Here is a 23,962-nt window from a genome sequence, read left to right as displayed (position 1 = left end):
GTCACGGCAGCTTGTGAGCCTGCTTGATGTGTTCGACGCCGTAGTAGGTGGCGATGCACGAAGCGGGCCACTTCGCCTTCCCGCCATGGCGGAACGGCTCGGTCATCCTGCTCTGCGGCAGCCGCTTGTACGGCAGCGTGCGGGCACCGGCCGCGGCCTGCGCGTTCATCCAGCGGTCCTGGCGGTCCCAGTCCCGGGCGTGCGTCTGCATGGTGGAGCCGAGGCCCGCGAGCGAAATCGTGAGGGCGACGCACACGACGGCGTAGAGCACTCCGGCGACGGCCAGGACGGGTGTCGGTGCCGGTTGCCGCACCCGAAGCCGCGCGGCGTGCCCGGCGAGCGCGCCGACGGCGACGAGGAGCAGCAGGTACAGCAGCAGGTAGTCGTTCCACAGCCGGGTCGAAGACACCACATGGTGCTTGAAGACGGGGTACGTGATGACCGTGCACACGTAGCCCGAGACGAGCAGCGCGCCGACACCGGCCGCGAGCACCGGAACGTACGTCTTCGCGAGGGAGGCACGGTCCCGAAGGCCGGGAGTCACCACGCCCAGGATGACGCCCGCGACGACGGCCCCCAGGTACCACCACGTCGTGAGCACCGTGGCAGTGATCTCGACGAACCCGTGCAGGGCGCCGAGCAGTGACTCGGGGGTGAGCATCGTCGACGCGTTCTTGCGCTCGCGCCGTCGCGAGGCGCCGGGGGACGTGTACAGGATCAGTGTGCCGAGGACGAGACTCCCGATACCGGCCGTGCAGCACAGCCGCAGGAACCGGCGGCGCACCGCCGGGAAGACCCGGCCGCTGATCAGCAGCGCGAACCCCAGGACGGTCGCCGCGACGACGGTCGTCTCCTCCGAGAGCATTCCCATCGACACCCCCGCGAGGACGACGGTGCCGAGCGCGAGGAGCTTGCCCCGCCGCGACGCCGCGCGCAGCACCGGGACGGCCGCCGCGCAGGCGAACACCGGGGGCAGGGTGTGCGAGACGGAGGCGGCCGGCCAGTAGAACGTCTTGTAGGTGTTCGGCGACCCGAAGAGGAACAGGGCCGTCACCATCGACGCCGCCAGCAGCGGCACACCCCGGGGAACCCGCAACCGCGCGGTGTGCAGCACGGCGACGGCGAAGGCCCACAACAGCGCGAGGACGAGCACAGCGGAGACCGGCGCGAACCACTGCTGGCCCGCCTCGCCGAACCGCGCATACGCCCACACCGCAACGGCGTTGACGACCCGTCCGTTGTCGTGGAGGTAGAACTTCCCCACCATCGCGGACAGTCCGCCGTCCTGGACCACCGGCAGGAAGCACCAGTCGTCGCCGCCGGGACGCACGAGGCGGGCGTTCCACGCGGCGTGGCCGAGAACGGCGAGCGGCAGGAGTGAGAGCAGCCCCAGGGGTGCAGCCGTCCGCCACCATGTCCTCCGCGGCTGCGGATCGACTTCGGTGCGCTGGTCTCGAACAGCCGTCTCCGGTGCGTGCACCACAGGCCGCCCCCTTTTCGGTCGGTGCCGCCGGGAAGGAATTCCGTGCGACACGAAAATACGGTTTGCAGTGTGCCGACGTTCGGTTCCGCCGGTCGGCCCGATCGAAAGATAGCGCGGTGCGGGTGGCTCCCGGCGCGTTCGGCCGAGCCTTCTTACCGTTGTCTTGACCTGATGCGTCATGGTGGTGGCCGTAGTCGGAAATCGTGGACTCACGCCTGCTGGGGTAGCGAATGGAAATGTGTCAGATCTCGGTTGTTGTGCCGTGCTTCAACGAGGAAGAAGTGATCAACACATTTCACCGTGCGTTGATGGAAGTCCTGGAGGACACGGGGCGCTCCTTCGAGATCTGTTACGTCGACGACGGCAGCCGCGACACCACGCGCGCCCGGTTGCGCGATCTGGCCGCCGCGGACGAGCGGGTCCGCTACACGTCCTTCAGCCGCAACTTCGGCAAGGAGGCGGCGATGCTGGCGGGCCTTCGGATGTCGCGCGGCGCGGCCGTCGCCCTCATGGACGCCGACCTGCAGCACCCGCCGGGGCTCCTGCACCGGATGCTGGAACTGCGCCGGCACGGCTACGACCAGGTCGTCGCCCGCCGGGACCGCTCCGGCGAGGGGCTGCTGCGCAGAACCGTCAGCTCGGCGTACTACCAGGCCATGGGGCGCTGCATGGACGTCGATGTCGTCGACGGCGAGGGCGACTTCCGGCTGCTGTCGCGCCGCGCGGTCGACGCGGTGCTCGCGCTGCCGGAGGCCAACCGGTTCTCCAAGGGAATCTTCTCCTGGATCGGCTTCGACACCGTCAGTTTTACCTATCACAATGTCAATCGCGCCGCGGGGCGGTCGAAATGGGGTGGCCGGCGCCTTCTCAACTACGGGATCGACGGGCTGATCTCCTTCAACAGCCGCCCGTTGCGCCTGGTCATCTATGCGGGCCTCGGTCTTGCTCTCGCGGCATTCGCCTATGCGCTCTGGATCGTCACCGATGTCGTCATTCACGGAGTGGACGTTCCCGGATTCGCCACGCTGCTGATCGCCATTGCGGCCCTGGGTGGAATCCAGCTCGCCACGCTCGGCGTCATCGGCGAATACGTCGGCCGGATCTACGGCGAGACGAAACAGCGGCCGCCCTATGTGGTGCGCGAGACCGAGGCGAGCGCACAGCGCGGCGCCACCGTGCCCGCCCCCGGAACGGAACCCCGACTCACCGTGGACGCGATCGTGCGCCCGAAGGAACCGGTTCACGGACAGGGCGCTCGTGGCACCTTTCGGCAGTTCGTCGTCTTCGGGCTGATCGGCATCGTGAACACGGCCGTCTACATGGCCGTGTACGTGTCGCTGAACCGGTGGATCCCGTATCTGATCGCGCACGTCATCGGGTTCTCGGTCAGTGTCGTCGGCTCCTTCCTGCTGAACAGTCGCATCACCTGCCGCACGCGGCCGACCTGGCGGGCCTTCATCCGCTTCCCGCTGTCGAGCCTCGTGAACATGGTCTTCAGCGGTGCGCTCCTCTTCCTCGGCGTGCACTCCCTGGGGATGGGCAAGGACATCACGGCGCTGATCGCGGGAGTCCTCGCCACACCCCTCTCGTTCGTGATCGCCCGCTGGGCCATCACATCAGGCACCGCGCACACCCCGGATCGGGAGACTGACTGGGCACCGGTGAGCGGGAGTTCGGCGGACGTGCTGAGGCAGAAGCAGCACCAGAGTCTGTGAGACGTCACCGGCCGGGATGCCTGGCGGCCGGTGACGCACGGAAAGGGCCCCTCGGCCGCCGACTGCCGAGGAGCCCCTCTCGGTGACAGCGCCAATCGGCCATTGGGTGTTACACACACGTGCGGTCGGTGTCGTCGTCCGAAAACCCGAAGGCGGCGGGGCGGCGCGCACGCTAGCGTCCCTGGGCATGGCCCCTTCACTCGAACGCCCGCCGTTCCAGGCCGACGAGCGCACGGCACTCGTCGGATGGCTGGACCTCCAGCGCCAGATCCTGCGATGGAAGTGCGAAGGACTGAGCGACGAGGACGCGCGCCGCAGCGTCGTCCCGACCTCCCCGGCGATGACGATGGCCGGACTCGTCAGGCACATGCGCTGGGTCGAACACACCTGGCTGGAAGTGCTGTTCCTCGGCGGCGACGAGTCGGTGAACCCGTCCTTCGACGAGTCCGACGAGTCCGACGAGTCCGGCGACGAGGACGCCGACTGGCGCACCGACGGCATCCCTCTCGAACAACTGCTGATCGACTACGAGTCCCAGTGCGCCCGCAGCAACGAGATCGTGGCCGCGGCCTCCCTCGACGACACCGGCCGCCACCCCAAATACGGCGCCGGAAAGGTCGACCTGCGCTGGATGCTGATCCACCTCATCGAGGAGACCGGCCGGCACGCGGGGCACGCGGACATCGTGCGGGAGCTGATCGACGGGTCGAAGGGCTACTACTGAGCGCACTGGCGAGGCGTACTGCCACGAGGGCTACTACCGAGGCGTACGTGTCACGGCGTGCCCAGCCACGTCAGCGCCGCGACCGTGAGCGCCTCCACGCCCGTGCTCAGGGTCGGTTCGATCTCGGGGGCGAAGTGCGGGGAGTGGTTGGCCGGCAGGTCGTCGAGCTTGCCGGCCCCCAGCGCGGCCAGGACGGTGTCGGTGTCGAGGCCGCCCCAGAACCAGAAGACGGTCGGCACTCCGATCGCCTCGCCGAACACACCAACGTCCTCACTGGCGTTGACCGGCGGCATCGGGATGATGCACTGCTCGCCGAAGTGGCCGACGAACGCGGCCAGCGTGGTGGCGGTGGCGTCCGGGTCGCTGACCAGGGCGGGCACGCTCCCGGTCCAGGCGAGGTCGGGATCGCGCGTGGCGCCCCCTGCCGCGGCCTCGGCACGGACGACCCGCTCGGTCGCCGAGCGGAGGAGCTCGCGGGTGGCGGCCGTCGTGGAGCGGATGTTGATGCCCAGCTCGGCGTCGTCGGGAATGATGTTGTCCTTGGTGCCGGCCTGCATGCGGCCCACCGTGACGACCGCAGTCTCCGACGGAGGCACCTCGCGGGCGACGACACCTTGCAGCCGGGTCACCACGTGGGCGGCCATCAGCACCGGGTCGATGGCGGCCTCCGGACGTGATCCGTGCCCGCCGCGACCGTGCAGGGTGACATCGAGGGAGTCGGAGGCGGCCATCACCGGTCCGCTGCCGTGGCCGATGAACCCGGCGGGCAGCGGCCCCACATGCTGGCCCAGCACGACCTCCGGGGCGGGGAACCGCTCGAACAGCCCGTCGTCGACCATGCCGCGGGCGCCGCACCCGAGTTCCTCAGCGGGCTGGAACACCAGCAGCAGCGTGCCGCGCCACTGCTCGCGCGCCCCGGCCAGCAGGGTCGCCGCCCCGACCAGGCAGGCCGCGTGCATGTCGTGCCCGCACGCGTGCATGACCGGCACGTCCTTGCCCTCGCGGTCCACCGCGCGGGCGACGCTGGCGTAGGGCAGCCCGGTCTTCTCCTCCACCGGCAGCGCGTCGAAGTCGGCGCGCAGCATGACGACGGGTCCCTCGCCGTTGCGCACCACGCCGACCACGCCGGTCGTGCCGACACCTTCGACGACCTCGTCGACACCGGCGGCCCGCAGCCGCCGCGCGAGCACATCGGCCGATCGTGTTTCCTGAAGTGACAGCTCCGGGTGCTCGTGGAGGTCCCGGTAGAGGTCGGCCAGATCGTCCCTGATTCCGTCAAGGCCTGCGACAACCGCGTGCGTCATGATCCAACCTCTCTGCTGCGTATGGTCGGTTCAGTGTCACCCAAGGGAGAGGCAAAAATGAGTGGCCCGGTTCCGGCGCGGCGTGCGAGGGTCCGGGCATGTCGCGCGAGTTCGAGTCACCCGAGTCCGTCTTCGGGCCTGTCACATCGGTCGAGTCCACGGACGGGACGGCCATCGCTCACCGCCGGTTCGGCTCCGGCCCACCGGTCGTCATGGTCCACGGCTCCGGCGGCGGGCTGCACTCCTGGCAGCCCGTGGCCGAACGCCTCGCCGACCGCTACGAGGTGTGGCTGCCCGCGCGGCGCGGCCACGCCCCGAGCGGACCGGCCCGCTCGCCCAAGCACTTCGCCGACGAGGTGGCGGACCTCGCGGCACTCATCGCCACGATCGGCCGCCCCGTGCACCTGGCCGGCATGTCCTACGGCGCGAACGTCGCCCTGCACGCGGCGGCGGCCGGCCTGCCGGTGCGCTCGCTGGTGCTGTGGGAGCCGCCGCTGTACGCGGCGGGCGCCGAACTGGCTCCCGTACTGGCGGAGTTCCAGAAGCTGACCGCGAAGGGCGATCAGCGGCGTGCCGACCGGCTGCTGGCGGAGAGGGTGGCCCGTGTCCCGGCGGCGCTCCTGGACCTGATGGAGCCCGCAGAGACCGCAGAGCCCAGCGAGAGCGGGAGTGAGAGCGACCCCGAGGAGGCACAGGGCTGGTGCGGCGACCTCGAATCGCTGATCGCGGACTCGGCGGACGTGGACCGCTGGTCCGACATCACCGTCCCGACCCTGCTGATGCGGGGCGCCGACACCTGGGACCCGATGCCGGCGACCCTCGACCGCCTCGCGGCGGCCCTGCCCAAGGTCACGTACACGTCGTTCCCGGGGCAGATGCACTTCGCGCCGTCACTCGTACCCGACGCGGTGGCGGCGGAGATCGCCGACTTCTTGCCGCACACCTGAGACGTCCCTGCCTTTCACGCCCCGATTTGCGCCGCGAGATCCGCCAGATCGGCGGCGTGGAAGTCGAACCGGTCGGAGGCCGCGGGCGGGTCGCCGACGGGGCGGGCGACGTAGGCGGTACGCAGCCCCAGGGCCTGGGCCGCGCGCAGGTCCCAGGCGTGGGTGGCGACCATCAGCAGCCGCTCCGGCGGTCGCCCGGACACGTCGACGGCCAGCCGGTAGACCGCCGGGTCCGGCTTGTACGCCCGGGCGTCCTCGGCGGACAGCGCCTGGTGCCAGCGCAGACCCGCGTGGGCGTTGAGGCCGAGCAGCGCCGTCCGGCTCGCGTTGGACAGCCCCATCAACGGGAACCGCTCGGCGAGCCGGGCCAGCCCCGCCACCGTGTCCGGCCACGGCGGAAGCCTGCGCCCCGCCAGGCCCAACTCGGCGACCGCGGCCGCGTCCTCGACCCCGGCGGCGTCCGCGACGAGCCGCGCGGCCTCCAGGTCGATGACGTCGCTGGCGGCGTAGGCCCGGTCACCCTCGCATACGCGCCGCTGCTCGCGCTCGATGTGCTGCTGCCACAGCGCGAGAAGCTTCTCGACGGTGAAGTCGTCGAGGCCCGGGGCGAGTTGACGAATCCCGGCACGGATTCCGGCGGGTTCGTCGACGAGCGTTCCCAGCACGTCGAACACGAGGGCGTCGATATCGGGCGATGGCTTGAGCTCGGACATGAGGTGTCTCCCGGAGGGCGGGGGTGTGCTGCCGGCCATTGATCCAACGCCACCGGCAGCCACCCGGATTCCCGCATCGCACGCGCCGCCCGACCGGAAGCCACCGGAAGCCACCAGAAGGCATCGAAGCTAGTTGAAGCTCCCCTCCTCCTCCGGCAGATACGTCACCTGTGGCCGCCGCGTCCGCGGGTGGACGGTGACCTCGGCGTTCACCTCGTAGACCTCGGCGAGGAGCCGCGGGGTGAGCACCTCGTGCGGTGGGCCCGACGCGACGACCGACCCTTCCCGCAGGACGTACAGACGGTCGCAGTAGTGGGCGGCCAGATTGAGGTCGTGGAGGGCCACCAGGACCGTCGCGGGCAGCCGGCGCAGCGCCGAGAGGATCTCCAGCTGGTGGCGGATGTCGAGGTGGTTGGTGGGTTCGTCGAGGACGAGGAGGGAGGGTTGCTGGGCCAGGGCGCGGGCGATGAGGACGCGCTGGCGTTCGCCGCCGGAGAGGTGGGCGAAGGACCGGTCGGCGAGGTCGACGGCGTCGACGGAGGCCAGTGCCGCCTCGATCAGTGCGGCGTCCTCCGCCGTGTCGCCCGCCAACAGGCGCTTGTGCGGGGCCCGCCCCATCGCGACGACCTCTCTCACCGTCAACTCCACGTCCGCCCCCGCGTCCTGCACGACGGCGGCCACCGTGCGGGCCAGCCTGCGCACCGGCAGTGACCACGCGTCGGCGCCGTCCACGCGCACGGTCCCCGCGTCCGGGCGCAGCACGCGGTACACGGCCCGCAGCAGTGTGGACTTGCCGCTGCCGTTGGGCCCGACGAGGCCGATGGTCTCGCCGGGGCGGGCGGTCAGCGAGACGTCGTCGACCAGTCGTCGTGCGCCCGCCGTGACGGTGACGTTCTCGACGTGAAGGTCGGCGGGTGTCATCCGGCACCTCCCGCGTTCTGGCGCCGCGCGTCCCGCCGCATCAGCCACAGGAAGAACGGGCCGCCGCACAGCGCAGTGAGCACACCGACCGGGATCTCCATCGGCGCGGCGACCGTCCGCGCCGCGATGTCCGCCCACACGAGGAACACCGCACCTCCCAGGGCCGCCGTCGGCAGCACGCGCCGGTGGTCGCCGCCGACGAGCAGACGCACGATGTGCGGCAGCATCAGGCCGACGAAACCGATCGGCCCGGCCGCCGCGACCAGCACACCGGTGACGAGCGAGACCAGCACGAACATTCGGGCGCGGAAACGGGCCACGTCCAGGCCCATCGTCGTGGCCGCCTCCTCGCCCGCCAGCAGCAGGTTCAGGTTCGGCGCCTGCACCATGAGGACGCCGATCCCGAGGAGCAGGCCGAGTCCCGGCAGCCACAGCGAGTTCCAGGACACCCCGCCCAGACCGCCGAGCGTCCAGGCGAGCACCGTACGTGCCTCGTTGCCGCGGTCCGTGGTGAGCAGCAGCAGGTTGAGCAGCGCGCTGAGGATCGACGCGACCGCCACCCCCGACAGGATCAGGCGGCCGGACGTGATGCGGCCGCCGGTGCGCGCGGTGGCGTAGACGAGGACCAGCGCGCCGAGCGCGCCCGCGAACGCCGCCGCCGACAGTGACATCGCGCCGAACACGCCGACCCCGAACACGAGGACCGCGACCGCGCCGAGCGAGGCGCCGGACGAGACACCGAGGAGGTACGGCTCGGCGAGCGGATTGCGCACCAGGGCCTGAAGTGCCGTGCCGACGACCGCGAGACCGGCGCCGGTCATGGCCCCGAGCAGGACGCGCGGCGCCCGCACGTCGAGCACGATCGTCTCCCGCGCCCGCGACCAGTCCGCCTCACCCCACCCATCGAAGCCCAGCGCGTGCGTCACGATGCCCCACACCTGGCCGGCCGGTACGTGCACCGAGCCGATGGCGAGTCCGGCCGTGAGCGAGACGAAAAGCAGCGCGGCGAGCACGACCAGAGTGGCGGTGAGCCGCACCCTCTGGCCGATGTGTCGTTCCCGCGCCCCGCCCGGTGTCCGCTCGTCGGCCACCGCGGGCGCCGTCACTTGAAGCTCTCCGGGTGCAGCCCGCGCGCAAGACCCTCCACCGCGTACGCCGACCGGACCCCGACCAGCGTCGCGGTCAACGGCAGCACCACGAACCGCTTGTGCTTGATGGCGGGTACGTCGGCGAGCGCGGGCTGCGCCAGCAGGTACCGCTTCTTCTGCTCGACGCTCTTGTCGCCCGCGTAGTCGTAGATCGCGATGACCTCCGGCCTGCGGTCGACGACCTGCTCCCAGGAGACATCACCGAACACGTCGTCCAGATCGGCGAACACATTGCGGCCGCCCGCCTGGTCGATCAGCTGCGTGCCCAGGCCCTTGCCGCCCGCGGTGAAGGCGGACTTGTCGCCGCTGTCGTACACGAACACGGGGACGTCCGGCCTGCCCCGGACGGCGGCGCTCGCCTTCTCCACCCGTCGGCGGAGGTCGGAGACGAGCGCGTCGGCACGGTCGGAGACCCCGAAGATCTTGCCGATGGTGCGTATCTCGGCGTAGGTGTCCCGCATCGTCACGTTCTTCTCGCCGCAGTACTCGCGGTTGAGGTACGTGTCGATGCCCGCGTCGGCGAGCGCCTTGCGCGAGCGGCCCTCCTTCTCGTCGAACGCGCTGGAGTAGCCGCCGTAGACGAAGTCGGGTTCGGCTTCGAGGACCTTCTCGAACGAGGGCGCCTTCGCGGCGAGTTCGGGCACCGACGCGTAGTCCTTGCGCAGGCTCGGCAGGACGGCGGAGTCGGGGAACGCCGTGCCGACCATGCGGTCCTTCAGGCCGAGGGAGAGCAGGAGTTCGGCGGGATGCTGATGGATGGTCACCGCGCGGGACGGCGGCCTGTCGTACGTCGTCCTGACGCCGCAGTTGTCGATGGTGACGGGGAATCCCTCGGCGGCCGACGACCGCGGGCGGCCGTCGGCGCCTGCGGGATCCGGTCCGGACGGGCCGCAGGCGGCGGTGAGTACTGTCGCCGACAGTGCGGCGAGGGCAGCCGTGACACGCACGACGAAGCGCCGCCGTCGCACACGGGTGAGTCTCCGTACATGGGAGAGGGGAAGGTCATGGGGACGGTACGGACCGTCGTACACGTGAAGCCTCCTACGGAGTCCGCGCTCCTCGGAATGAGCCCGCGACGGGCCAGTGACCTGACTCCCGGGCCGCGCTGACGCGCGCCGCCCGGTCACAGTGGCGGGACCGTGCCGGATTCGCACCGGCTTCCTGTCACCCGTCGCGGTGATGACCCGGCGATCCTACGTGCCTTCCACGCTGCGCACGCGGGGTTGCGAACCTGCCGGTGATCACGGTGGCGGGGATGCCAAGATGGGGCGGCCATGACCACACGCCGGAACGCTCGCGCTGGACGGGCCGCGATGTTCGCGGCCGTCTGCGTGCTGCTCACGGCCATCGCGCACACGCTCATGTCCGGTGACACCGTGCCGTGGTGGGCGCTGGCCGCCGGATTCGCGATCACCGGTGGAGCGGCGTGTGTGCCCGCGGGTCGCGAGCGCGGAATCCTGCCGGTCGTGGGCCTGGCGGTGGCGGCGCAGGCGGTGCTGCACCTCTTCTTCTCGTGGGCGCAGGTCGTCGCGCACCCGGCGGCTTCAGGCGGTTCCGTCGCCGGGCAGTGGCTGGACCATGTGCTGTGCCGCGCGCCCATGGAACCGACGGATGCCATGGGCGGCATGCCCATGGGTGCCATGCCGCCCGATGCGATGGGCGGCATGCACGAAATGGCGCATGCCGGTCACGACGTGAGCGGCATGTCTCCCACCGGCATGCTGATGGCCCACCTGCTGGCCGCCGTGCTGAGCGGGCTCTGGCTCGCGTACGGCGAGCAGGCCGCGTTCCGCCTCGCGCGGTGCGTCGTCGACCGGATCGTCGCGCCGCTGACGCTCCCGTTCCGCCTTCCGGTTCCGCCGCACCGGCCGCGCATCCACGTCCGCCGCACCCGGCCCGCCCGTACACCGCGCGAACTCCTCCTCGCGCACCCCATCACCTCCAGGGGCCCACCCGCAGGGAACGCTGTCGCCTGACGACAGCCGGTTCACCCGAGGCTGCGCCGCACCCTCGGGCGTCGGCCGTGCGCACGCCCCGGACGGGCCCGCACGGCCGAGTCCCCTTGCCACGCACCGGATCCGGATGTGCCCAGGGCCGCCGTCGAGAGGCGGGGCCCGCGCCCGGACTCCGTGCTGCCCGAAACTGGAGGACCACGTTGTCCATCACCTCCGAGACGTCAGACACCTCTGCCTCCCGCCCAGCAGAAGAGACCCGGCAAGCGCCGCCCACCGACCGGTCGCCGTGGGCATCGCTTCGCCCGCTGGTGCTCCGACTGCACTTCTACGCAGGGGTGTTCGTCGCCCCATTCCTGTTCGTCGCCGCGGTCACGGGACTGCTCTACGCGGGCTCGTTCCAGGCCGAGAAGATCGTGTACGCCCATGAGCTGAACGTCCCCGTGGGTAAGTCCGAGCTGCCCATCGCCGATCAGGTCGCCGCCGCCCGCAAGGCCCACCCCGAAGGGGACATCAGCGCGGTGCGGCCGTCTCCCGAGGCCGGGGCGACGACACGCGTCATGCTCTCCGGCGTCGCGGGTGTCGACGCCGAGCACACGCTCGCGGTGTTCGTGAACCCGTACAACGGCGAGGTCCGTGGCGCCCTCGAACAGTACGGATCGACCGGCGCGCTGCCCCTGCGCACCTGGATCGACGAGCTCCACCGCGACCTCCACCTCGGCCAAGTGGGCCGTCTCTACAGCGAGTTCGCGGCCAGCTGGATGTGGGTGATCGCGGGCGGCGGACTCGTCCTCTGGTTCAGTCGGCGTCGCGCACGTCGGGCGATCCGAGGGACGTCCGGCCGCAGGCGCACCCTCTCGCTGCACGGTTCGGTGGGTGTCTGGGCGGCGCTCGGGCTCTTCTTCCTGTCCGCTACGGGCCTGACCTGGTCGACGTACGCCGGTGCGAGCATCACCGACCTGCGTGCCGCGCTCGGCCAGACGACGCCTGCCGTCTCCGCATCCGCCGCCCCGGCCTCCGGCGGTGAACACGCGGGGCACAACATGGGCGGGTCGGGCACTCCGGCAGGGGACGCCGGCGTCGGCCTCAACGCGGTGCTGGAGGCGGCCCGCGGCGAAGGCCTCTCGAACCCGGTGGAGATCGTGCCGCCCGCCGACGACTCCTCGGCGTACGTCGTCCAACAGATCCAGCGGAGTTGGCCGGAGAAGCAGGACGCCGTCGCCGTCGACCCGGCGAGCGGGCAGGTCACGGACGTCGTGCGGTTCGCCGACTACCCGGTGCTCGCCAAGCTGTCCCGCTGGGGCATCGACCTGCACACCGGCAACCTGTTCGGCCTCGTCAATCAGATCGCCCTGGCGGCCCTCGCCCTGGCGGTGGTGCTCCTCATCGTGTGGGGGTACCGGATGTGGTGGCAGCGCGGGCGCGGTTCCGCCTTCGGGCGGCCGGTTCCGCGCGGTGCCTGGCAGCAGGTGCCGCCGTATGTCGTGGTGCCGGCGCTGGTGGTGATCGCCCTGCTCGGCTACTTCGTGCCGCTGCTCGGCCTGCCGCTCGCGGCGTTCCTGCTGTGCGACATCGTGCTCGGCGAGATCGCGTACCGGCGGGGCAAGCGCACCTATACGCCGGCCGCTTGATGTAGGCCGGTGAACGCCCTCGCCCCTGGTGCCGGTGCTCCGGCACCAGGGGCGAGGGCCGGATGACATGATGGCCAGGAACACGGGCGACGGCGGCCCGAGGAAACCGGTGCGAATCCGGTGCGGTACCGCCACTGTGATCGGCGAGCGGATCCCGGAAGACCACTGCCCCGCGAGGGTGGGAAGGCCGGGACGAGCGCGGACCCGAGAGCCAGGAGACTCACGCCGTCGCCCCCTCGAAGCGATCCGGGGCGGAACTCCCCGGCCAGAGGGAGGATGCGCCATGCCCGAAAGGCTCGCCGAAGCCCCGGAACCCGCGACGGACCGGGCGGTTCCGTGCCGCCTCGTCGTGTGCCGCGACTGCTGCTGCGGCACCGTCAAGGTCAACGGCGATCACGCGGCGCAGACGGCGCGGCTGCGGGAGATCGCCCCGTTGCGGATCTCCGAGTGCCTCGACGTCTGCGAACAGGCCAACGTCATCGTCGTACAGCCCTCCGCCGCCGGACGGGCGGCCGGAGCGCGGCCGGTGTGGCTTGGCCTGGTCAACGACCGTGACGCCACCGAGGACATCGCGGACTGGGTACGGGCGGGCGGGCCGGGAGTGGCACCGTGCCCCGAGATCCTGGAGTTCTACGTGATCAACCCACCGCGCCGGGCCCGGGTCTCATGACCGCGGTGCCGTCCGAACAGGTCGCCGAGGCGCTGCACGACGTGGCAGCGCGACTCGGCGGCTTCTTCGCCCTCGACACGACTCCGGCGCGGCGTTCGCCCGGCAGGCAGCTCGCCCACGCGGGCCTCGCCGAACGCGCCCGGGCGGTCAACGACCACTACGACACCGCCACCGAACCCCGCATCGGCGCCTCCATCGCGCACCTGGGCCTCGCGGCACGCCTCTGGTCCCCGGTCCTCGCCTGCGCGCTCGTCCACGGGATCGTGCCGACCATGAGCGCGGTGGAATGGTCCGGGGAGGGCTCGGCCCTCCGCCTGCCCGGCCCCGAGGGACGCCGCGCACCGGAACTTCCGGCCCTCGCCGACGCCGTGTACACGGAGGTCGACCACATGCTGGAACGGGTCGAGAGCGGCCTCACCACCAAGGTGGCACCACGCCTGCTGGCCGGCAACTCCGCCTCGGCACTTGTCGGATCGGCGGCGCAACTGCTGAGGATCCGCCCGGACTTGAGGACTGAAATCACCTTTCTGACGCGGGAGTTGCTGGAGGTGGGCAGGCTGCGGGGGACGGGCCGGATCACCGGACCGGGGCTCGCGTTTCGCCGCCGCAGCTGCTGCCTCTTCTACCGGGCCCCCAGCGGCGGCAAGTGCGGAGACTGCTGTCTGGTGGGGACGAGAACACGGTGAGGGCGAGTTGGCGCGTACAACCAGGAACCCGCCGCTCTTTCTGATGTCCTGCGTTGCGACAGCCGACGTTCTTGACGTTCTTCGCATGCAAGAGAGAGCCGCGATTCATGTTGATCACCGCAGCGCGTGTCCTGGCCGGACCTGATCGTCACGTTGTCGCCGACGGGTCGGTCCTCGTACGCGAGGGCGTCCTCGCCGCCGTCGGCCCGCGCGAAGAGGTCGAGCGCCAGGCGCGGCCCGACGAACCTCGGCTCGACTTCCCGGCCGGGACGGTCCTCCCGGGCCTGATCGACGCCCACGTGCACCTCTGCTTCGACGCGGACCGGACCCCGTGACCACGCTCCAGGAACAGGACGACGAGGCGCTGTTCGCGGCGATGGCGGTTCGGGCGCGGCAGCTACTGGCCGTCGGCGTCACGACGGCCCGCGACCTCGGCGACCGCAACGGCCTGGCGGTGCGACTCGCGCAGGACATCGAGCAGGGTTCGGCCGTCGGGCCGCGGCTCGTCCCCGCGACGACACCTGTCACTCCGCCCGGTGGCCACTGCTGGTTCCTCGGCGGTGAGGTCTCGGGTCCGGACGAAGTCCGTCGGCTGGTGCGGGGCAACGCCGAGTCCGGCGCCCGAGTCATCAAGGTGATGGCGACCGGCGGCGGGCTCACCAAGGGCGGTGCCGCGAGCTGGGAGTCCCAGTTCTCCGAGGAGGAGCTGGCGGCGCTCGTCGACGAGGCCCACCGCGCCGGACTGCCGGTCGCCGCCCACGCGCACGGCGCGGACGGCATCGCTGCGGTCGGTCGAGACGGTGATCGCGGCGGGCAGGCGGTACGAGGCGGGCGTCAACACGCAGTAGGAGAGGGTGAGTTGTTCAGTTCCCCGCGCACGGGTCTTCGCCCTTGGCCAGTGGCCGGGTGTCGGCCGCCAGACAGGAGGAGTACACGCGGGTGGGCGTGGGCTGCGGATCCGATTCTGGTGTGGCAAGCACGGCGATGGCAGCACCGGTGGTGAGAACGACCAGAGCCGCCAGTGCGGTGAGCCAGACGCGGCGGGTCACCGCTCGCCGCCGAAGTGGTCGTGGAGGGCGTCGCTGCAATCGTCGTCGGCGGCGTTCCGGATGCGCGAGAACGCCACCACTCCGTCCTTCTTGCCGTCCCGCTCGTTCTTCGCCAACTGCTTCTCGATGGAGGCGACCAGCTCGGCGCACTGGGCACTGACCGGCTTCTCGGGCTGCGGGTCGGGCTCCGAGGAGCTGTTCAACCCGTACGTGGCGGCGAGCCCGGCGGCGCACACCACCGCCCACGTGACGATCCACGCGCGACGGCTGGTCGGTATCGGTCTTGGCACCCCGGCATCCTACGAGCTGCGTGCAGTTGCGGTGGGAACTGAAGTTCACACCGCAGGCGGTGCGAGGTGCCGGTCCGCGGTCCAGGGCCGGTGGCCGACGAGCGTCGCCAACTGGACCAGATCTCCCGCGACCACGTCCCAGTCCGCATCGGGTGCCAGGTCCTTCGCCTGCGTGGGCCCGTACTCGGTGGCCGCGGGATGAACGCGGTCCGCAGGCCCGCGTCCCGGGCGGCCCGCAGATCGTCGTTGTGTGCCGCGGCGAGCATGACCTGTTCGGTGCGCAGCCCCAGGAACGAGGCCGCCCGCTCGTAGGCCTGCCGCTGCGGTTTGTACGCGTGGGTGACGTCAGAGGCGACGATCACGTCCCAGGGGAGGCCCGCATGCTTGGCCAGGCGGGACAGGAGCGCGAGATTGCCGTTCGACAGCGCGCCGACCGTGACGCTGCGGGCGAGTCGTGCCAGGCCGGGTGCCGAATCCGGCCAGGCGGGCAGCCGGTGCCACGCCTCGTTGAGCCACCTCAGCTCGGCCTCGTCGAAGGCGGCGGGGTCAACTCCGTGCTCGGCGAGCACGATCCGCAGGTTCTCCGCGTGGAGAACGTCGAGCGGCGTGAAGTCCCGCTCGCCCGTGCGTACGGGTTCCATGGCCGGCTGGTAGAGCTCCCGCCAGCGCATGGCGAACGCCGTCCCGTCGAGGTCCAGGCCGTGGCGCGAGGCGAAGTCGTCGACGGCGGTCGCGACTCCGGTCCGCCAGTCGACGACCGTGCCGAAGGTGTCGAACAGCACGGCCTCGACCTGTTGGGTTCGCCCATCCACTGACATCGACCTTTCGTAGGCGGCGCGGACGGCCACGCGCGGCGGCACGAAGGATCATGATGCTCTCCGGGGGCAGGCGCGGTAAAGACATCAGGAGGAGCCGTCGATGTTCACGCCCATCCCGCTGACCTCGGGGGACGTCCCGGAGGGCCGGTGCGCGGCGTGACGTTAGGATTCCCGGCATGGCGAACCTTCGACAGGCGCAGAAGCAGATGACGCGCCGCCTCCTGCTGGAGTCCGGGCTCGAGCTGTTCACGACGAAGGGCTACGCCGCCACCAAGGTCGACGAGATCGCGACCGCCGCGGGCACCACCCGCGTGACGTTCTACGCGTACTTCCCCTCCCGGACCGATCTGATGAAGGCGCTCATCGACGAGCGGCTCAACGAGGCACTCCAGCGCGTCCGTTCCCCGGAGCACGGCTCCACGGCGCAGGACCTCGTCGCCACCGTGGCCGACGGCACGGCGGCGGGAATCGGCGCGTGGCTGCGGCGCACCGCCGACAGCTGGCCCGAGATCCGGCCGATCATCCGCGTCGGCCGGGACGCCGCGGCGGTCGATCCGGAGCTGCGCGACCTCGTCGACCGGTGGATGGAAGAGGCCATCAGCGACATTGAGGACGGCCTGGCGCGGGCCGGCCGCTTCGAGCCCCACCAGCGCCGCTTCAAGGGGGTGCTGGCGATGGCCGAGCTGGACTACGTCGCCCAGCACTGGGGCAGCGCCGACTGGAAGCTCAGCCGCGAGCAACTGCTCGACGAGCTGAGCGCCAGCTGGGTACGCCTGCTGACCTGACCACCCCCCCCGCACCGCCCTCGTTCAAGGCTCCTCCGAGGTCCTCCACGGCCTCGCAGGAGCCTTCTTTGCTCACATGACCGGCTCTCGCGCAACGCTCTGACCAGTTATTTTTCATGGCGTTTGTTTCCTTGACGCGCTGTAAAGCGAATCGCTAGCGTGACGGCATCCACGGGGCGCACCACCGCACCCGCACCGGACACGTGAGGCAGGCATGAGCGTGAACAGCACCACCGTGAACACCGTCCTGGGACCGGTGCCGGCCGACGAACTGGGCGTCGTCTCCGTCCACGAGGCACTGCTCTCGGTGCTCCCGGGCGCCGAGCACGCCTTCGACATCACCCTCGACCGCGCCGAGATCTTCGAGACGCTCGCCGCCGGGCTGCGCGAGTTCCGCTCCCACGGCGGCGGCACCCTCGTCGACAGCACCGGCATGTTCCACGGCCGCGACCTGCGGCTCTACGAGTCCCTGTCCCGCGCCACCGGCGTCCACATCGTCGCCTCGACCGGCCAGGGCCCGGAGGAACTGCTCGGCGGCTACTTCCTCACCCCGCAGGCCGATCCGCCGACACCCTGGCCGGCCGACAAGTTCGCCGACCTCTTCGCCCGGGAGATCACCGAGGGCATGGTCGTCCCGCGCGTCGAGCGCCGCGGACCGGCCGGCCTCGTCACCACCGCCGTCACCCGTGCGGGCATGACCGCCACCGACGAGAGCCTGCTGCGCGGCGCCGCCCGCGCCGCCCTCGCCACCGGCACCGCCGTCTCCTTCCGGCACGGCGCCGACGCCGCAGCAGAACTCGACCTCGTCCTCGACGAGCAGCTCCCGGCCGACCGCGTGGCCGTCGGCGGCCTCGACCGCAAGGGCGCCGTCGCCGTCGGCGCACCCGCGAAGATCGCCGCCCGCGGGGCCCACGTCCTCCTCGACCACGTCGGCACCGAGGACGACGAGCATGTGACCGACGCCGAGCGCGCCGCCCTGGTCGCCGGCCTCGTGCGCGCCGGACACGCCGACCGGATCCTGCTCTCCGTCGGCGCGACCGGGGTGGCCAAGGGGCACCTCGGCAACGATCTGCCGTACAGCCACCTGCTGACCGCCTTCGTGCCGCTGCTGCGCGCGCACGGCATCGACGACGGCGACGTACGGCGCATCCTCGAGGTCAACCCGCGCGATCTGCTCGCGGTGCGCTGAACGCCCGGCACGCCCGGCGCGCCCCCAACCATCCGTCAAAAGACCTTCCGAAGGTGAGCGTTGTGTCGCGAGTGAACACCGTCCTGGGGCCGATCCCCGTCGAGGAGCTGGGGTTCGTGGCCGTCCACGAACACATCGGCTACGGCATGCCAGGATCCGAACTGGACACGCAGTGGTGGCAGACGCCCGAGCGGCGCTACGAGGAGACCGTCCCCAAGCTGCGTCGCTTCCACGAACTGGGCGGCGGCACCTTCGTCGACGCGACCGGCATCTGCAACGGCCGCGACATCGACTACTACAAGTCGCTCTCCGCGAAGACCGGAGTCCACATCGTCGCCTGCACCGGCTTCGTCGGCGGCGACACCGCCCTGCCGCACTTCGCCCGCGCCGAAGTCGACTACCTGGCACGGCAGTTCGTCCACGAGATCACCGTCGGCATCGGTGAGACCGGCAGCCTCGCCGGTGTCATCAAGGTCGGTGTCAGCCGCGGCGGCCGCATGACCGACCTCGACAAGCGCATCTACCGCGCCGCCGCCCGCGCCGCGCTCACCACCGGCGTGCCGATCCTCACCCACCTGGCCATCGACGCCGAGAACGCCGTAGCGATCTTCAACGAGGAGCAACTCCCGCTGGACCGCGTCCTGTTCGGGCACGTCGACGACGGAGTGAACGCCGACAGGACCCGCGACACCTGGATCGCCGAGCAGGGCGGCCGCATCGGGTTCGACACCTTCGGCTACGAGACCGAGCTGCCCGACCCGCCGTTCTGGGCCCGCCCCCGCAAGGAGCGCCTGGACCACTTCCTGCGGTTCGTCGACGGAGGCCGCCGCATCGGCCGGGTCCTTGCCTCCGCCGACGCCAACTGCTCCCCGCTGGGCTGGCCCGGCGTCAAGGGACACACCGTCAACTACCTGTTCGACGAGCTGATCCCGGACCTGCGCGCCGCCGGACTCGACGAGGCCGCCATCCGGACGGTCTTCGTCGACAACCCGGCCGACTTCCTGGCCGTCCAGCCGACTTCCTGAACCTCCCTCCAGAAGCAGGAGAGACCCCAGCCCATGCAGGACCTGAATCCCGTGCAAGACCTGAAGCCCATGCAGGACCTGAAGCCCATGCAGGACCTGAAGCCCATGCAGGACCTGAAAGAACTCAAGATCGCCGTCGTCGGAGCGGGCTACGGCGGCGCCGCCGCGGCCAAGGCGCTGAGCCTGCTCGGCGCGGACGTCACCGTGTACGAACAGGCGAGCCGGATCCGCGAGGTCGGCGCCGGCATCGGGCTGCGCCCCGTCACCATGAACCGGTTCCGCGAGTGGGGGATCTTCGACGCGATCGCCCGCGTCAGCTCGCCCAGCGAGTACTTCGAGATCCTCACGCCCACCGGCGAACCCATCATGAAGGAGACCTGGCCCGCCGACGGCGCGCAGACCCATACACACCTCATCCACCGCGGCGACTTCATCGAGGCACTGCTCGACGCGCTGCCCGAGGGCATGGTGCGCCTCGGCCACCGGCTCGAACGCATCGAGGACAAGGGGGCCCGCTCCCTCCTCACCTTCGCCGACGGCACCACCGCGGAGGCGGACCTCGTCGTCGGCGCCGACGGCATCAAGTCGGTCGTGCGACAACGGCTGTTCAGCGACAAGGACCCGGTGTTCTCCGGCGAGCACGCCTACCGCGCCGTCATCCCGGTGACCGACGCCCGCGGCATGGTCACCGACGACAACCTGCGCATGTACATCGGCCGCGGCACGAAGGTCTACCTGCTGCCGCTGCGCCACCGCGACCAGGTGTCCTTCGACATCACCGCCCTGTGCCCGGACGGCACATGGACGCCACAGGTCACCAAGGAGGACCTGCTGCGCACGGTCGAGGGCTTCGACGAGCGCCTCGTGGACATCACGCGCGGCCTCGACATGTACAGCGTGAACATCCGCGCCGTCTACGACATCGACCCGGTCGACGCCTGGCACTCGGACTCCGTCGTGCTCATCGGCGACGCCGCGCACTCGATGCTGCACCACCAGGGCCAGGGCGCCAACTCGGCCATCGAGGACGCCGGAGCGCTCGCCGACGCCCTGCGCGGCGCGGACTCCGTACCGGAGGCCCTGGCCCTGTTCCAGGCCACCCGCAAACCGGTCACCGACAAGCTGCAGGCCATCTCGCGGCAGGGCTGGGCCGAGGACGGGATCGACGAGGTCTTCCCCGGCCAGCAGCCGACGCCCGCCACCACGAAGGAGTGACCACCATGCCGCTGCACCCCGAGATAGCCAAGTTCCTGGCAACCCTCCCGCCCGTACCCGAGGGCCCCTTGGACCCGGCGGCGATGCGCGCCGACGAGGAGTCCCACGTACCTCCAGTCGCCGAACGCCTGCCGCTGCACGCGGTGGAGGACGTCACCGCACACACCACGACCGGTGACGTCCCGGTACGCGTCTACACACCCACCGATGCCGACCGTCACGGCCTGCTCGTCTACTTCCACGGTGGAGCGTTCTTCCTCGGCAGCCTGGAGACCCACGACCACGTCGCACGCTCGCTGGCGAAGGAGACCGGCCTCAAGGTCGTCTCGGTGGGCTTCCGGCGGGCGCCGGAGTCCGCCTTCCCCGCCGGCCTCGACGACTGCTGGGCGGTGACCCGTTGGGCCGCCGACCAGGGCGAGTCGCTGGGCTGGGACGGCACGACCCTCGCCGTCGCCGGCGACAGCTCCGGAGGCACCTTCGCCGCGGCCGTCGCGGCCCGGGCGCACGACGAGGGCTTCGACCGGATCACCCACCAGATCCTCTACTACCCCTCCCTCGACCTGGGCTTCGACGAGGAGCGCTACGCCTCGCTCCGCGAGAACGCGGTCGGCTACGGCCTGGAGACCGCCGGGCTCAAGCCGTTCAACGCCTTCTACGTCGACAGCGGCGCCGACCCGGCCGACCCGCTGGTGTCTCCCATCAAGCGCGAGGACCTGAGCGGACTGCCGCCGGCCCTCGTCGTCACCGCCGAGTTCGACCCCCTGCGCGACGAGGGCGAGCTGTACGGCCGCCGCCTGCGCGAGGCCGGAGTGGCGGCGACGACCGTGAGCCGGTACGCGGGCGCGGGTCACGGCTTCGTCCAGCACTTCTCGTGGATTCCCGAGTACCACCGGGTCTTCACGGAGACCCGCGACTTCCTGGCCGGACGCTGAGGGCCGCCATGACCCACGACGTCACCGTCCACCCCCTGTTCTCGCCCTGGGGCCGCTTCGGTCTCTACAGCTTCTACGTCGACGCACCCGAACCCGCGATCGTCGACACCGGCATCTCCACCTCGCCCGCCGAGGGCATGGCCCCCGCCCTGGAGGCCATCGGGCGCCGTATCGAGGACGTCCGCTGGATCCTGCTGACACACGGTCACATCGACCACGTCGGCGGCGCGCACGCCCTGTGGGAACTGACCGGCCGCCGGGCGCAGGTGGTGATCCACGAGGCCGACGCCCCGATGCTCCGCTCCCGGCAGGCGCACGTCGACGAATACCGCGCCGGGCGCGGCCGCTACCTGCACGACCCCGAGGGCGAGGCCAAGGTGGCGGCGGCCACGAAGGCCGTCATCTCGGGGGAGTTGGAACCCACCGTGCTCGTCAAGGGCGGCGAGACACTCTCCCTCGGCGGCGATGTCACCGTGTCCGTGCACGCGCTCCCGGGCCACACCCCGGGTTCGGTCGCCTACGTGGTCGACGGGCAGTGCGCGGCGTTCGTCGGCGACGCCGTCCAGGTCCACGGCGCCGCCAACGGCTTCCCCGGCTACACCGACCCGTCCGCGTACCGCGCAGGCCTGAGACACCTGCGCGACGAGGTCCGCCCGCGGCGCCTCTACCTGGGGCACCCCTACCGCCGGGCCGACGGCACCCCTTACGGCGTCGAACTCGACGAGGCGCGGGCCAGGGAGGCCATCGACGAGAGCCTCGCGGCCGAATCGCAGGTGGCCGGGGCCGCCTGCCGCTGCCTGGCCTCCGGCCTTGCGCCCACGGACTCTCCGTACTCCCCGTTCGCCGCGGCCGCCCACGAACTCGGCTACACCGGCGACCCCACGCTCGAACCCTCGCCGTTCTTCACCTCGATGCACGCCTACCGCACGCGTGGCGGCAGCGTGCCCGGTGAGGGCGCGTCACACAGGAGCACGCAGCCATGACCGACCAACAGGACCACCACCGCACCACCATTCAGGCGGGCGAGCACACCATCGCCGTCCGCAAGGACCTCCGGGTACCGATGCGCGACGGCGTCACGCTGGCGGCGGACACCTACGCCCGCGCCGCGGACGACACACCACGCCCCGCCCTCGTGGCCCTGAGCCCCTACGGCAAGGAACTCCAGGCCCTCGCCCTCACCACGCCCCCGCAGCGCCGCCCCAGCCCGATGTGGGACGGCTGCGTCGAGGCGGGCGACATCGCGCGCGTGGTCGGGGAGGGCTACGTCCATGTCATCGGCGACCTGCGCGGATCGGGCGCCTCCGAAGGCACGCACATCGGCAACTACAACGCCGGCGGCGTCCCCCTGGGCCAGGACGCGTACGACTTCATCGAGTGGGTCGCCGCCCAGCCGTGGTGCGACGGCAACGTCGGCATGATCGGCATCTCGTACTTCGGCTCCATGCAGGTCCTGGCGGCGGCCGAACGCCCGCCGAGCCTCAAGGCGATCTTCGTCAGCGGCGGCCATTACGACTTCTACGAGACGACGTACCACGGCGGCATCATGTGGCTCATGCCGCGCGCCGCCCGCGAGGGCCGGGGCGGCGACTCCGGTTGGGCGTTCACCGACGGCGTCAAGTCGCGCATGCTGGAGACGTACACGCCGGAGGAGATCAGGAAGCGGGTGGCGGAGCGCCTCCGGGACCCGGACGTCTCGGCCTGGCCGAACCTCGTCCACGTCCTCAACTACCCCAAGAATCACGAGGCGTGGTTCGACATCGTCATGAACGAGGTCGACGGCGACTGGTACGAGGAACGCAATCCGATCACCCTCGCCCCGAGCATCGACATCCCCGTCTGGCTCCAGATCGACCAGGGCCGCGGCTGGACGATGGACGGCACCATCGCGCTCTACGACACACTGCGCGGCCCCAAGAAGCTCGACATCGGCCCCTACCCGCCCATGCAGTCACGCCCGTTCGTCGAGGAACACGACAAGATGTTCCGCTGGTACGAGTACTGGCTCAAGGGCATCGACAACGGGGTCATGGACGAGCCGGCCGTCACCGTCCATGTGGAGGGCTCCCGCGAGACGGTCAGGGCCGCACAGTGGCCCCCGAAGGACGTGACACACCGCTCGCTGTACCTCCGCCCGCGCCGCCAACTCTCCTACGAGCCCGAGCCGATGGGCGCCGAACACGCCGCCCCCGACGGCTTCTACCAGGCACCCCTCACGGTGACGGACAAGGTGGAGATCCTCAGCTGGAGCACCGCCCCCTTCACCGAACCCACCGAGATGATCGGCCAGGGCGCGGCCCACCTCTTCGTCGAGATCGACCAGCCCGACACGAACTTCATCCTGCGCCTGTGGGACGAGGCACCGACCGGCAAACGGCAACTCATCACCACGGCCTACCTCAAGGCCTCCCACCGCGAACTCGACACGTCCCGCTCCACCGGGGGCGACCCGCACCACCCCCACACGCGGGCGCTACCCGTCGAACCGGGCCGCATCGAGGAGTACGTCCTGCGGATCTACCCCTTCGCGGCGACTTTCCTGCCGGGCCACCGCCTGACCGCGGAACTCTCCAACAATGAACCCCTGGCCGACGAGCACAACGCGCTGCTGCCGCCGGACGCGTTCCACCTGCCGGTGGGGCGCCCTGTCACGCACAAGGTGTACCGGGATGCGGGGCACCGGTCACGGCTGGTGCTGCCGTTCACGAGGACGGCCGGCGAGTAGGACTCGTTCAGCGGTTCGAGTGCCCCGCGAGGCCGCTATG

At 71.0% G+C, this 23,962-nt stretch carries 24 protein-coding genes and 2 riboswitches; of the genes, 16 read left to right on the top strand and 8 right to left on the bottom strand.

The window, feature by feature from the left end; all coding sequences use genetic code 11:
• Position 1: 1 nt before the first annotated feature.
• Positions 2-1,483 (bottom strand): DUF6056 family protein, encoded by a 1,482-nt coding sequence (locus tag ACFV9W_RS03890; protein ID WP_385755297.1) that lies wholly within the window; start codon positions 1,481-1,483, stop codon positions 2-4.
• Between the two features lie 230 nt (positions 1,484-1,713).
• On the opposite strand from ACFV9W_RS03890, the gene ACFV9W_RS03885 reads away from it, so the two are divergent.
• Both ACFV9W_RS03885 and ACFV9W_RS03880 read left to right on the top strand, forming a co-directional pair.
• Complete coding sequence (locus tag ACFV9W_RS03885) at positions 1,714-3,198, top strand: glycosyltransferase (protein WP_385755295.1); 1,485 nt, start codon at positions 1,714-1,716, stop codon at positions 3,196-3,198.
• A 187-nt stretch (positions 3,199-3,385) separates the two neighbouring features.
• Positions 3,386-3,922 (top strand): DinB family protein, encoded by a 537-nt coding sequence (locus tag ACFV9W_RS03880; RefSeq protein ID WP_385755294.1) that lies wholly within the window; start codon positions 3,386-3,388, stop codon positions 3,920-3,922.
• Between the two features lie 50 nt (positions 3,923-3,972).
• Here ACFV9W_RS03880 and ACFV9W_RS03875 read toward each other — a convergent pair whose 3' ends face one another.
• The gene (locus ACFV9W_RS03875) at positions 3,973-5,226 is read right to left on the bottom strand and encodes an amidohydrolase (protein ID WP_385755292.1); all 1,254 of its coding nucleotides are present in this window, start codon (positions 5,224-5,226) and stop codon (positions 3,973-3,975) included.
• A gap of 98 nt (positions 5,227-5,324) precedes the next feature.
• Between ACFV9W_RS03875 and ACFV9W_RS03870 the strand changes: the two genes are divergently transcribed.
• On the top strand, positions 5,325-6,173 hold the full coding sequence (locus tag ACFV9W_RS03870; RefSeq protein ID WP_385755290.1) for an alpha/beta fold hydrolase: 849 nt from the start codon (positions 5,325-5,327) through the stop codon (positions 6,171-6,173).
• Between the two features lie 14 nt (positions 6,174-6,187).
• On the opposite strand, the gene ACFV9W_RS03865 is transcribed toward ACFV9W_RS03870, so the two are convergent.
• The 4 genes from ACFV9W_RS03865 to ACFV9W_RS03850 all read right to left on the bottom strand — a co-directional run bounded on the left by ACFV9W_RS03865 (position 6,188) and on the right by ACFV9W_RS03850 (position 9,986).
• Positions 6,188-6,886 carry a haloacid dehalogenase type II gene (locus tag ACFV9W_RS03865; protein ID WP_385755288.1) on the bottom strand — a complete coding sequence of 233 codons (699 nt, stop codon included), beginning with the start codon at positions 6,884-6,886 and terminating at the stop codon, positions 6,188-6,190.
• A 129-nt stretch (positions 6,887-7,015) separates the two neighbouring features.
• A complete protein-coding gene (locus ACFV9W_RS03860) occupies positions 7,016-7,807 on the bottom strand; it encodes an ABC transporter ATP-binding protein (RefSeq protein WP_385755286.1) in 792 nt (263 codons plus the stop codon).
• Positions 7,804-8,913, bottom strand: a complete 1,110-nt coding sequence (locus ACFV9W_RS03855) for a FecCD family ABC transporter permease (protein WP_385755284.1) — start codon at positions 8,911-8,913, stop codon at positions 7,804-7,806. Before ACFV9W_RS03855 ends, ACFV9W_RS03860 begins: the two co-directional genes overlap by 4 nt.
• The gene (locus tag ACFV9W_RS03850; RefSeq protein WP_385755282.1) at positions 8,910-9,986 is read right to left on the bottom strand and encodes an ABC transporter substrate-binding protein; all 1,077 of its coding nucleotides are present in this window, start codon (positions 9,984-9,986) and stop codon (positions 8,910-8,912) included. The genes ACFV9W_RS03855 and ACFV9W_RS03850 overlap by 4 nt, the downstream gene beginning before the upstream one ends.
• Before the next feature lie 29 nt (positions 9,987-10,015).
• Positions 10,016-10,158, bottom strand: a riboswitch (cobalamin riboswitch).
• A 71-nt stretch (positions 10,159-10,229) separates the two neighbouring features.
• Here ACFV9W_RS03850 and ACFV9W_RS03845 point away from each other — a divergent pair.
• The 6 genes from ACFV9W_RS03845 to ACFV9W_RS03820 all read left to right on the top strand — a co-directional run bounded on the left by ACFV9W_RS03845 (position 10,230) and on the right by ACFV9W_RS03820 (position 14,897).
• Positions 10,230-10,931, top strand: a complete 702-nt coding sequence (locus ACFV9W_RS03845) for a hypothetical protein (protein ID WP_385755281.1) — start codon at positions 10,230-10,232, stop codon at positions 10,929-10,931.
• A gap of 185 nt (positions 10,932-11,116) precedes the next feature.
• Complete coding sequence (locus tag ACFV9W_RS03840) at positions 11,117-12,538, top strand: PepSY-associated TM helix domain-containing protein (protein WP_385755522.1); 1,422 nt, start codon at positions 11,117-11,119, stop codon at positions 12,536-12,538.
• A 99-nt stretch (positions 12,539-12,637) separates the two neighbouring features.
• Positions 12,638-12,760, top strand: a riboswitch (cobalamin riboswitch).
• A 61-nt stretch (positions 12,761-12,821) separates the two neighbouring features.
• The gene (locus ACFV9W_RS03835) at positions 12,822-13,208 is read left to right on the top strand and encodes a (2Fe-2S) ferredoxin domain-containing protein (RefSeq protein ID WP_385755280.1); all 387 of its coding nucleotides are present in this window, start codon (positions 12,822-12,824) and stop codon (positions 13,206-13,208) included.
• Positions 13,205-13,894 carry a (2Fe-2S)-binding protein gene (locus tag ACFV9W_RS03830; protein WP_385755278.1) on the top strand — a complete coding sequence of 230 codons (690 nt, stop codon included), beginning with the start codon at positions 13,205-13,207 and terminating at the stop codon, positions 13,892-13,894. Before ACFV9W_RS03835 ends, ACFV9W_RS03830 begins: the two co-directional genes overlap by 4 nt.
• Before the next feature lie 107 nt (positions 13,895-14,001).
• A complete protein-coding gene (locus ACFV9W_RS03825) occupies positions 14,002-14,229 on the top strand; it encodes a hypothetical protein (protein ID WP_385755276.1) in 228 nt (75 codons plus the stop codon).
• Positions 14,226-14,897 (top strand): amidohydrolase family protein, encoded by a 672-nt coding sequence (locus ACFV9W_RS03820; protein ID WP_385755274.1) that lies wholly within the window; start codon positions 14,226-14,228, stop codon positions 14,895-14,897. The genes ACFV9W_RS03825 and ACFV9W_RS03820 overlap by 4 nt, the downstream gene beginning before the upstream one ends.
• A 42-nt stretch (positions 14,898-14,939) precedes the next feature.
• Here ACFV9W_RS03820 and ACFV9W_RS03815 read toward each other — a convergent pair whose 3' ends face one another.
• Both ACFV9W_RS03815 and ACFV9W_RS03810 read right to left on the bottom strand, forming a co-directional pair.
• Complete coding sequence (locus ACFV9W_RS03815; protein WP_385755272.1) at positions 14,940-15,182, bottom strand: hypothetical protein; 243 nt, start codon at positions 15,180-15,182, stop codon at positions 14,940-14,942.
• Positions 15,143-16,045, bottom strand: coding sequence for a haloacid dehalogenase type II (locus tag ACFV9W_RS03810; protein WP_385755270.1), 903 nt, complete (start codon positions 16,043-16,045; stop codon positions 15,143-15,145). Before ACFV9W_RS03810 ends, ACFV9W_RS03815 begins: the two co-directional genes overlap by 40 nt.
• 182 nt (positions 16,046-16,227) lie before the next feature.
• Here ACFV9W_RS03810 and ACFV9W_RS03805 point away from each other — a divergent pair, with 182 nt between their 5' ends.
• The 7 genes from ACFV9W_RS03805 (at position 16,228) to ACFV9W_RS03775 (ending at position 23,922) form a co-directional block, all read left to right on the top strand.
• Positions 16,228-16,836 carry a TetR/AcrR family transcriptional regulator gene (locus ACFV9W_RS03805; protein WP_385755268.1) on the top strand — a complete coding sequence of 203 codons (609 nt, stop codon included), beginning with the start codon at positions 16,228-16,230 and terminating at the stop codon, positions 16,834-16,836.
• Positions 16,837-17,050: 214 nt separating this feature from the next.
• A complete protein-coding gene (locus tag ACFV9W_RS03800) occupies positions 17,051-18,025 on the top strand; it encodes a phosphotriesterase (protein WP_385755267.1) in 975 nt (324 codons plus the stop codon).
• 62 nt (positions 18,026-18,087) lie between these two features.
• The gene (locus ACFV9W_RS03795; RefSeq protein ID WP_385755266.1) at positions 18,088-19,050 is read left to right on the top strand and encodes a phosphotriesterase; all 963 of its coding nucleotides are present in this window, start codon (positions 18,088-18,090) and stop codon (positions 19,048-19,050) included.
• Between the two features lie 33 nt (positions 19,051-19,083).
• Positions 19,084-20,265: an FAD-dependent oxidoreductase gene (locus ACFV9W_RS03790; protein WP_385755265.1), complete on the top strand. Its 1,182-nt coding sequence runs from the start codon at positions 19,084-19,086 to the stop codon at positions 20,263-20,265.
• Positions 20,266-20,270: 5 nt separating this feature from the next.
• Positions 20,271-21,197, top strand: a complete 927-nt coding sequence (locus ACFV9W_RS03785) for an alpha/beta hydrolase (RefSeq protein ID WP_385755264.1) — start codon at positions 20,271-20,273, stop codon at positions 21,195-21,197.
• 8 nt (positions 21,198-21,205) lie between these two features.
• On the top strand, positions 21,206-22,180 hold the full coding sequence (locus ACFV9W_RS03780; RefSeq protein WP_385755263.1) for an MBL fold metallo-hydrolase: 975 nt from the start codon (positions 21,206-21,208) through the stop codon (positions 22,178-22,180).
• Positions 22,177-23,922, top strand: a complete 1,746-nt coding sequence (locus ACFV9W_RS03775; RefSeq protein WP_385755262.1) for a CocE/NonD family hydrolase — start codon at positions 22,177-22,179, stop codon at positions 23,920-23,922. The genes ACFV9W_RS03780 and ACFV9W_RS03775 overlap by 4 nt, the downstream gene beginning before the upstream one ends.
• Positions 23,923-23,962 lie beyond the last annotated feature (40 nt).

Origin of the sequence: Streptomyces sp. NPDC059897 (assembly GCF_042730865.1) — a bacterium.
Taxonomy (GTDB): Bacteria; Actinomycetota; Actinomycetes; order Streptomycetales; family Streptomycetaceae; genus Streptomyces.
This window is presented reverse-complemented; position numbering and strand designations above follow the sequence as displayed.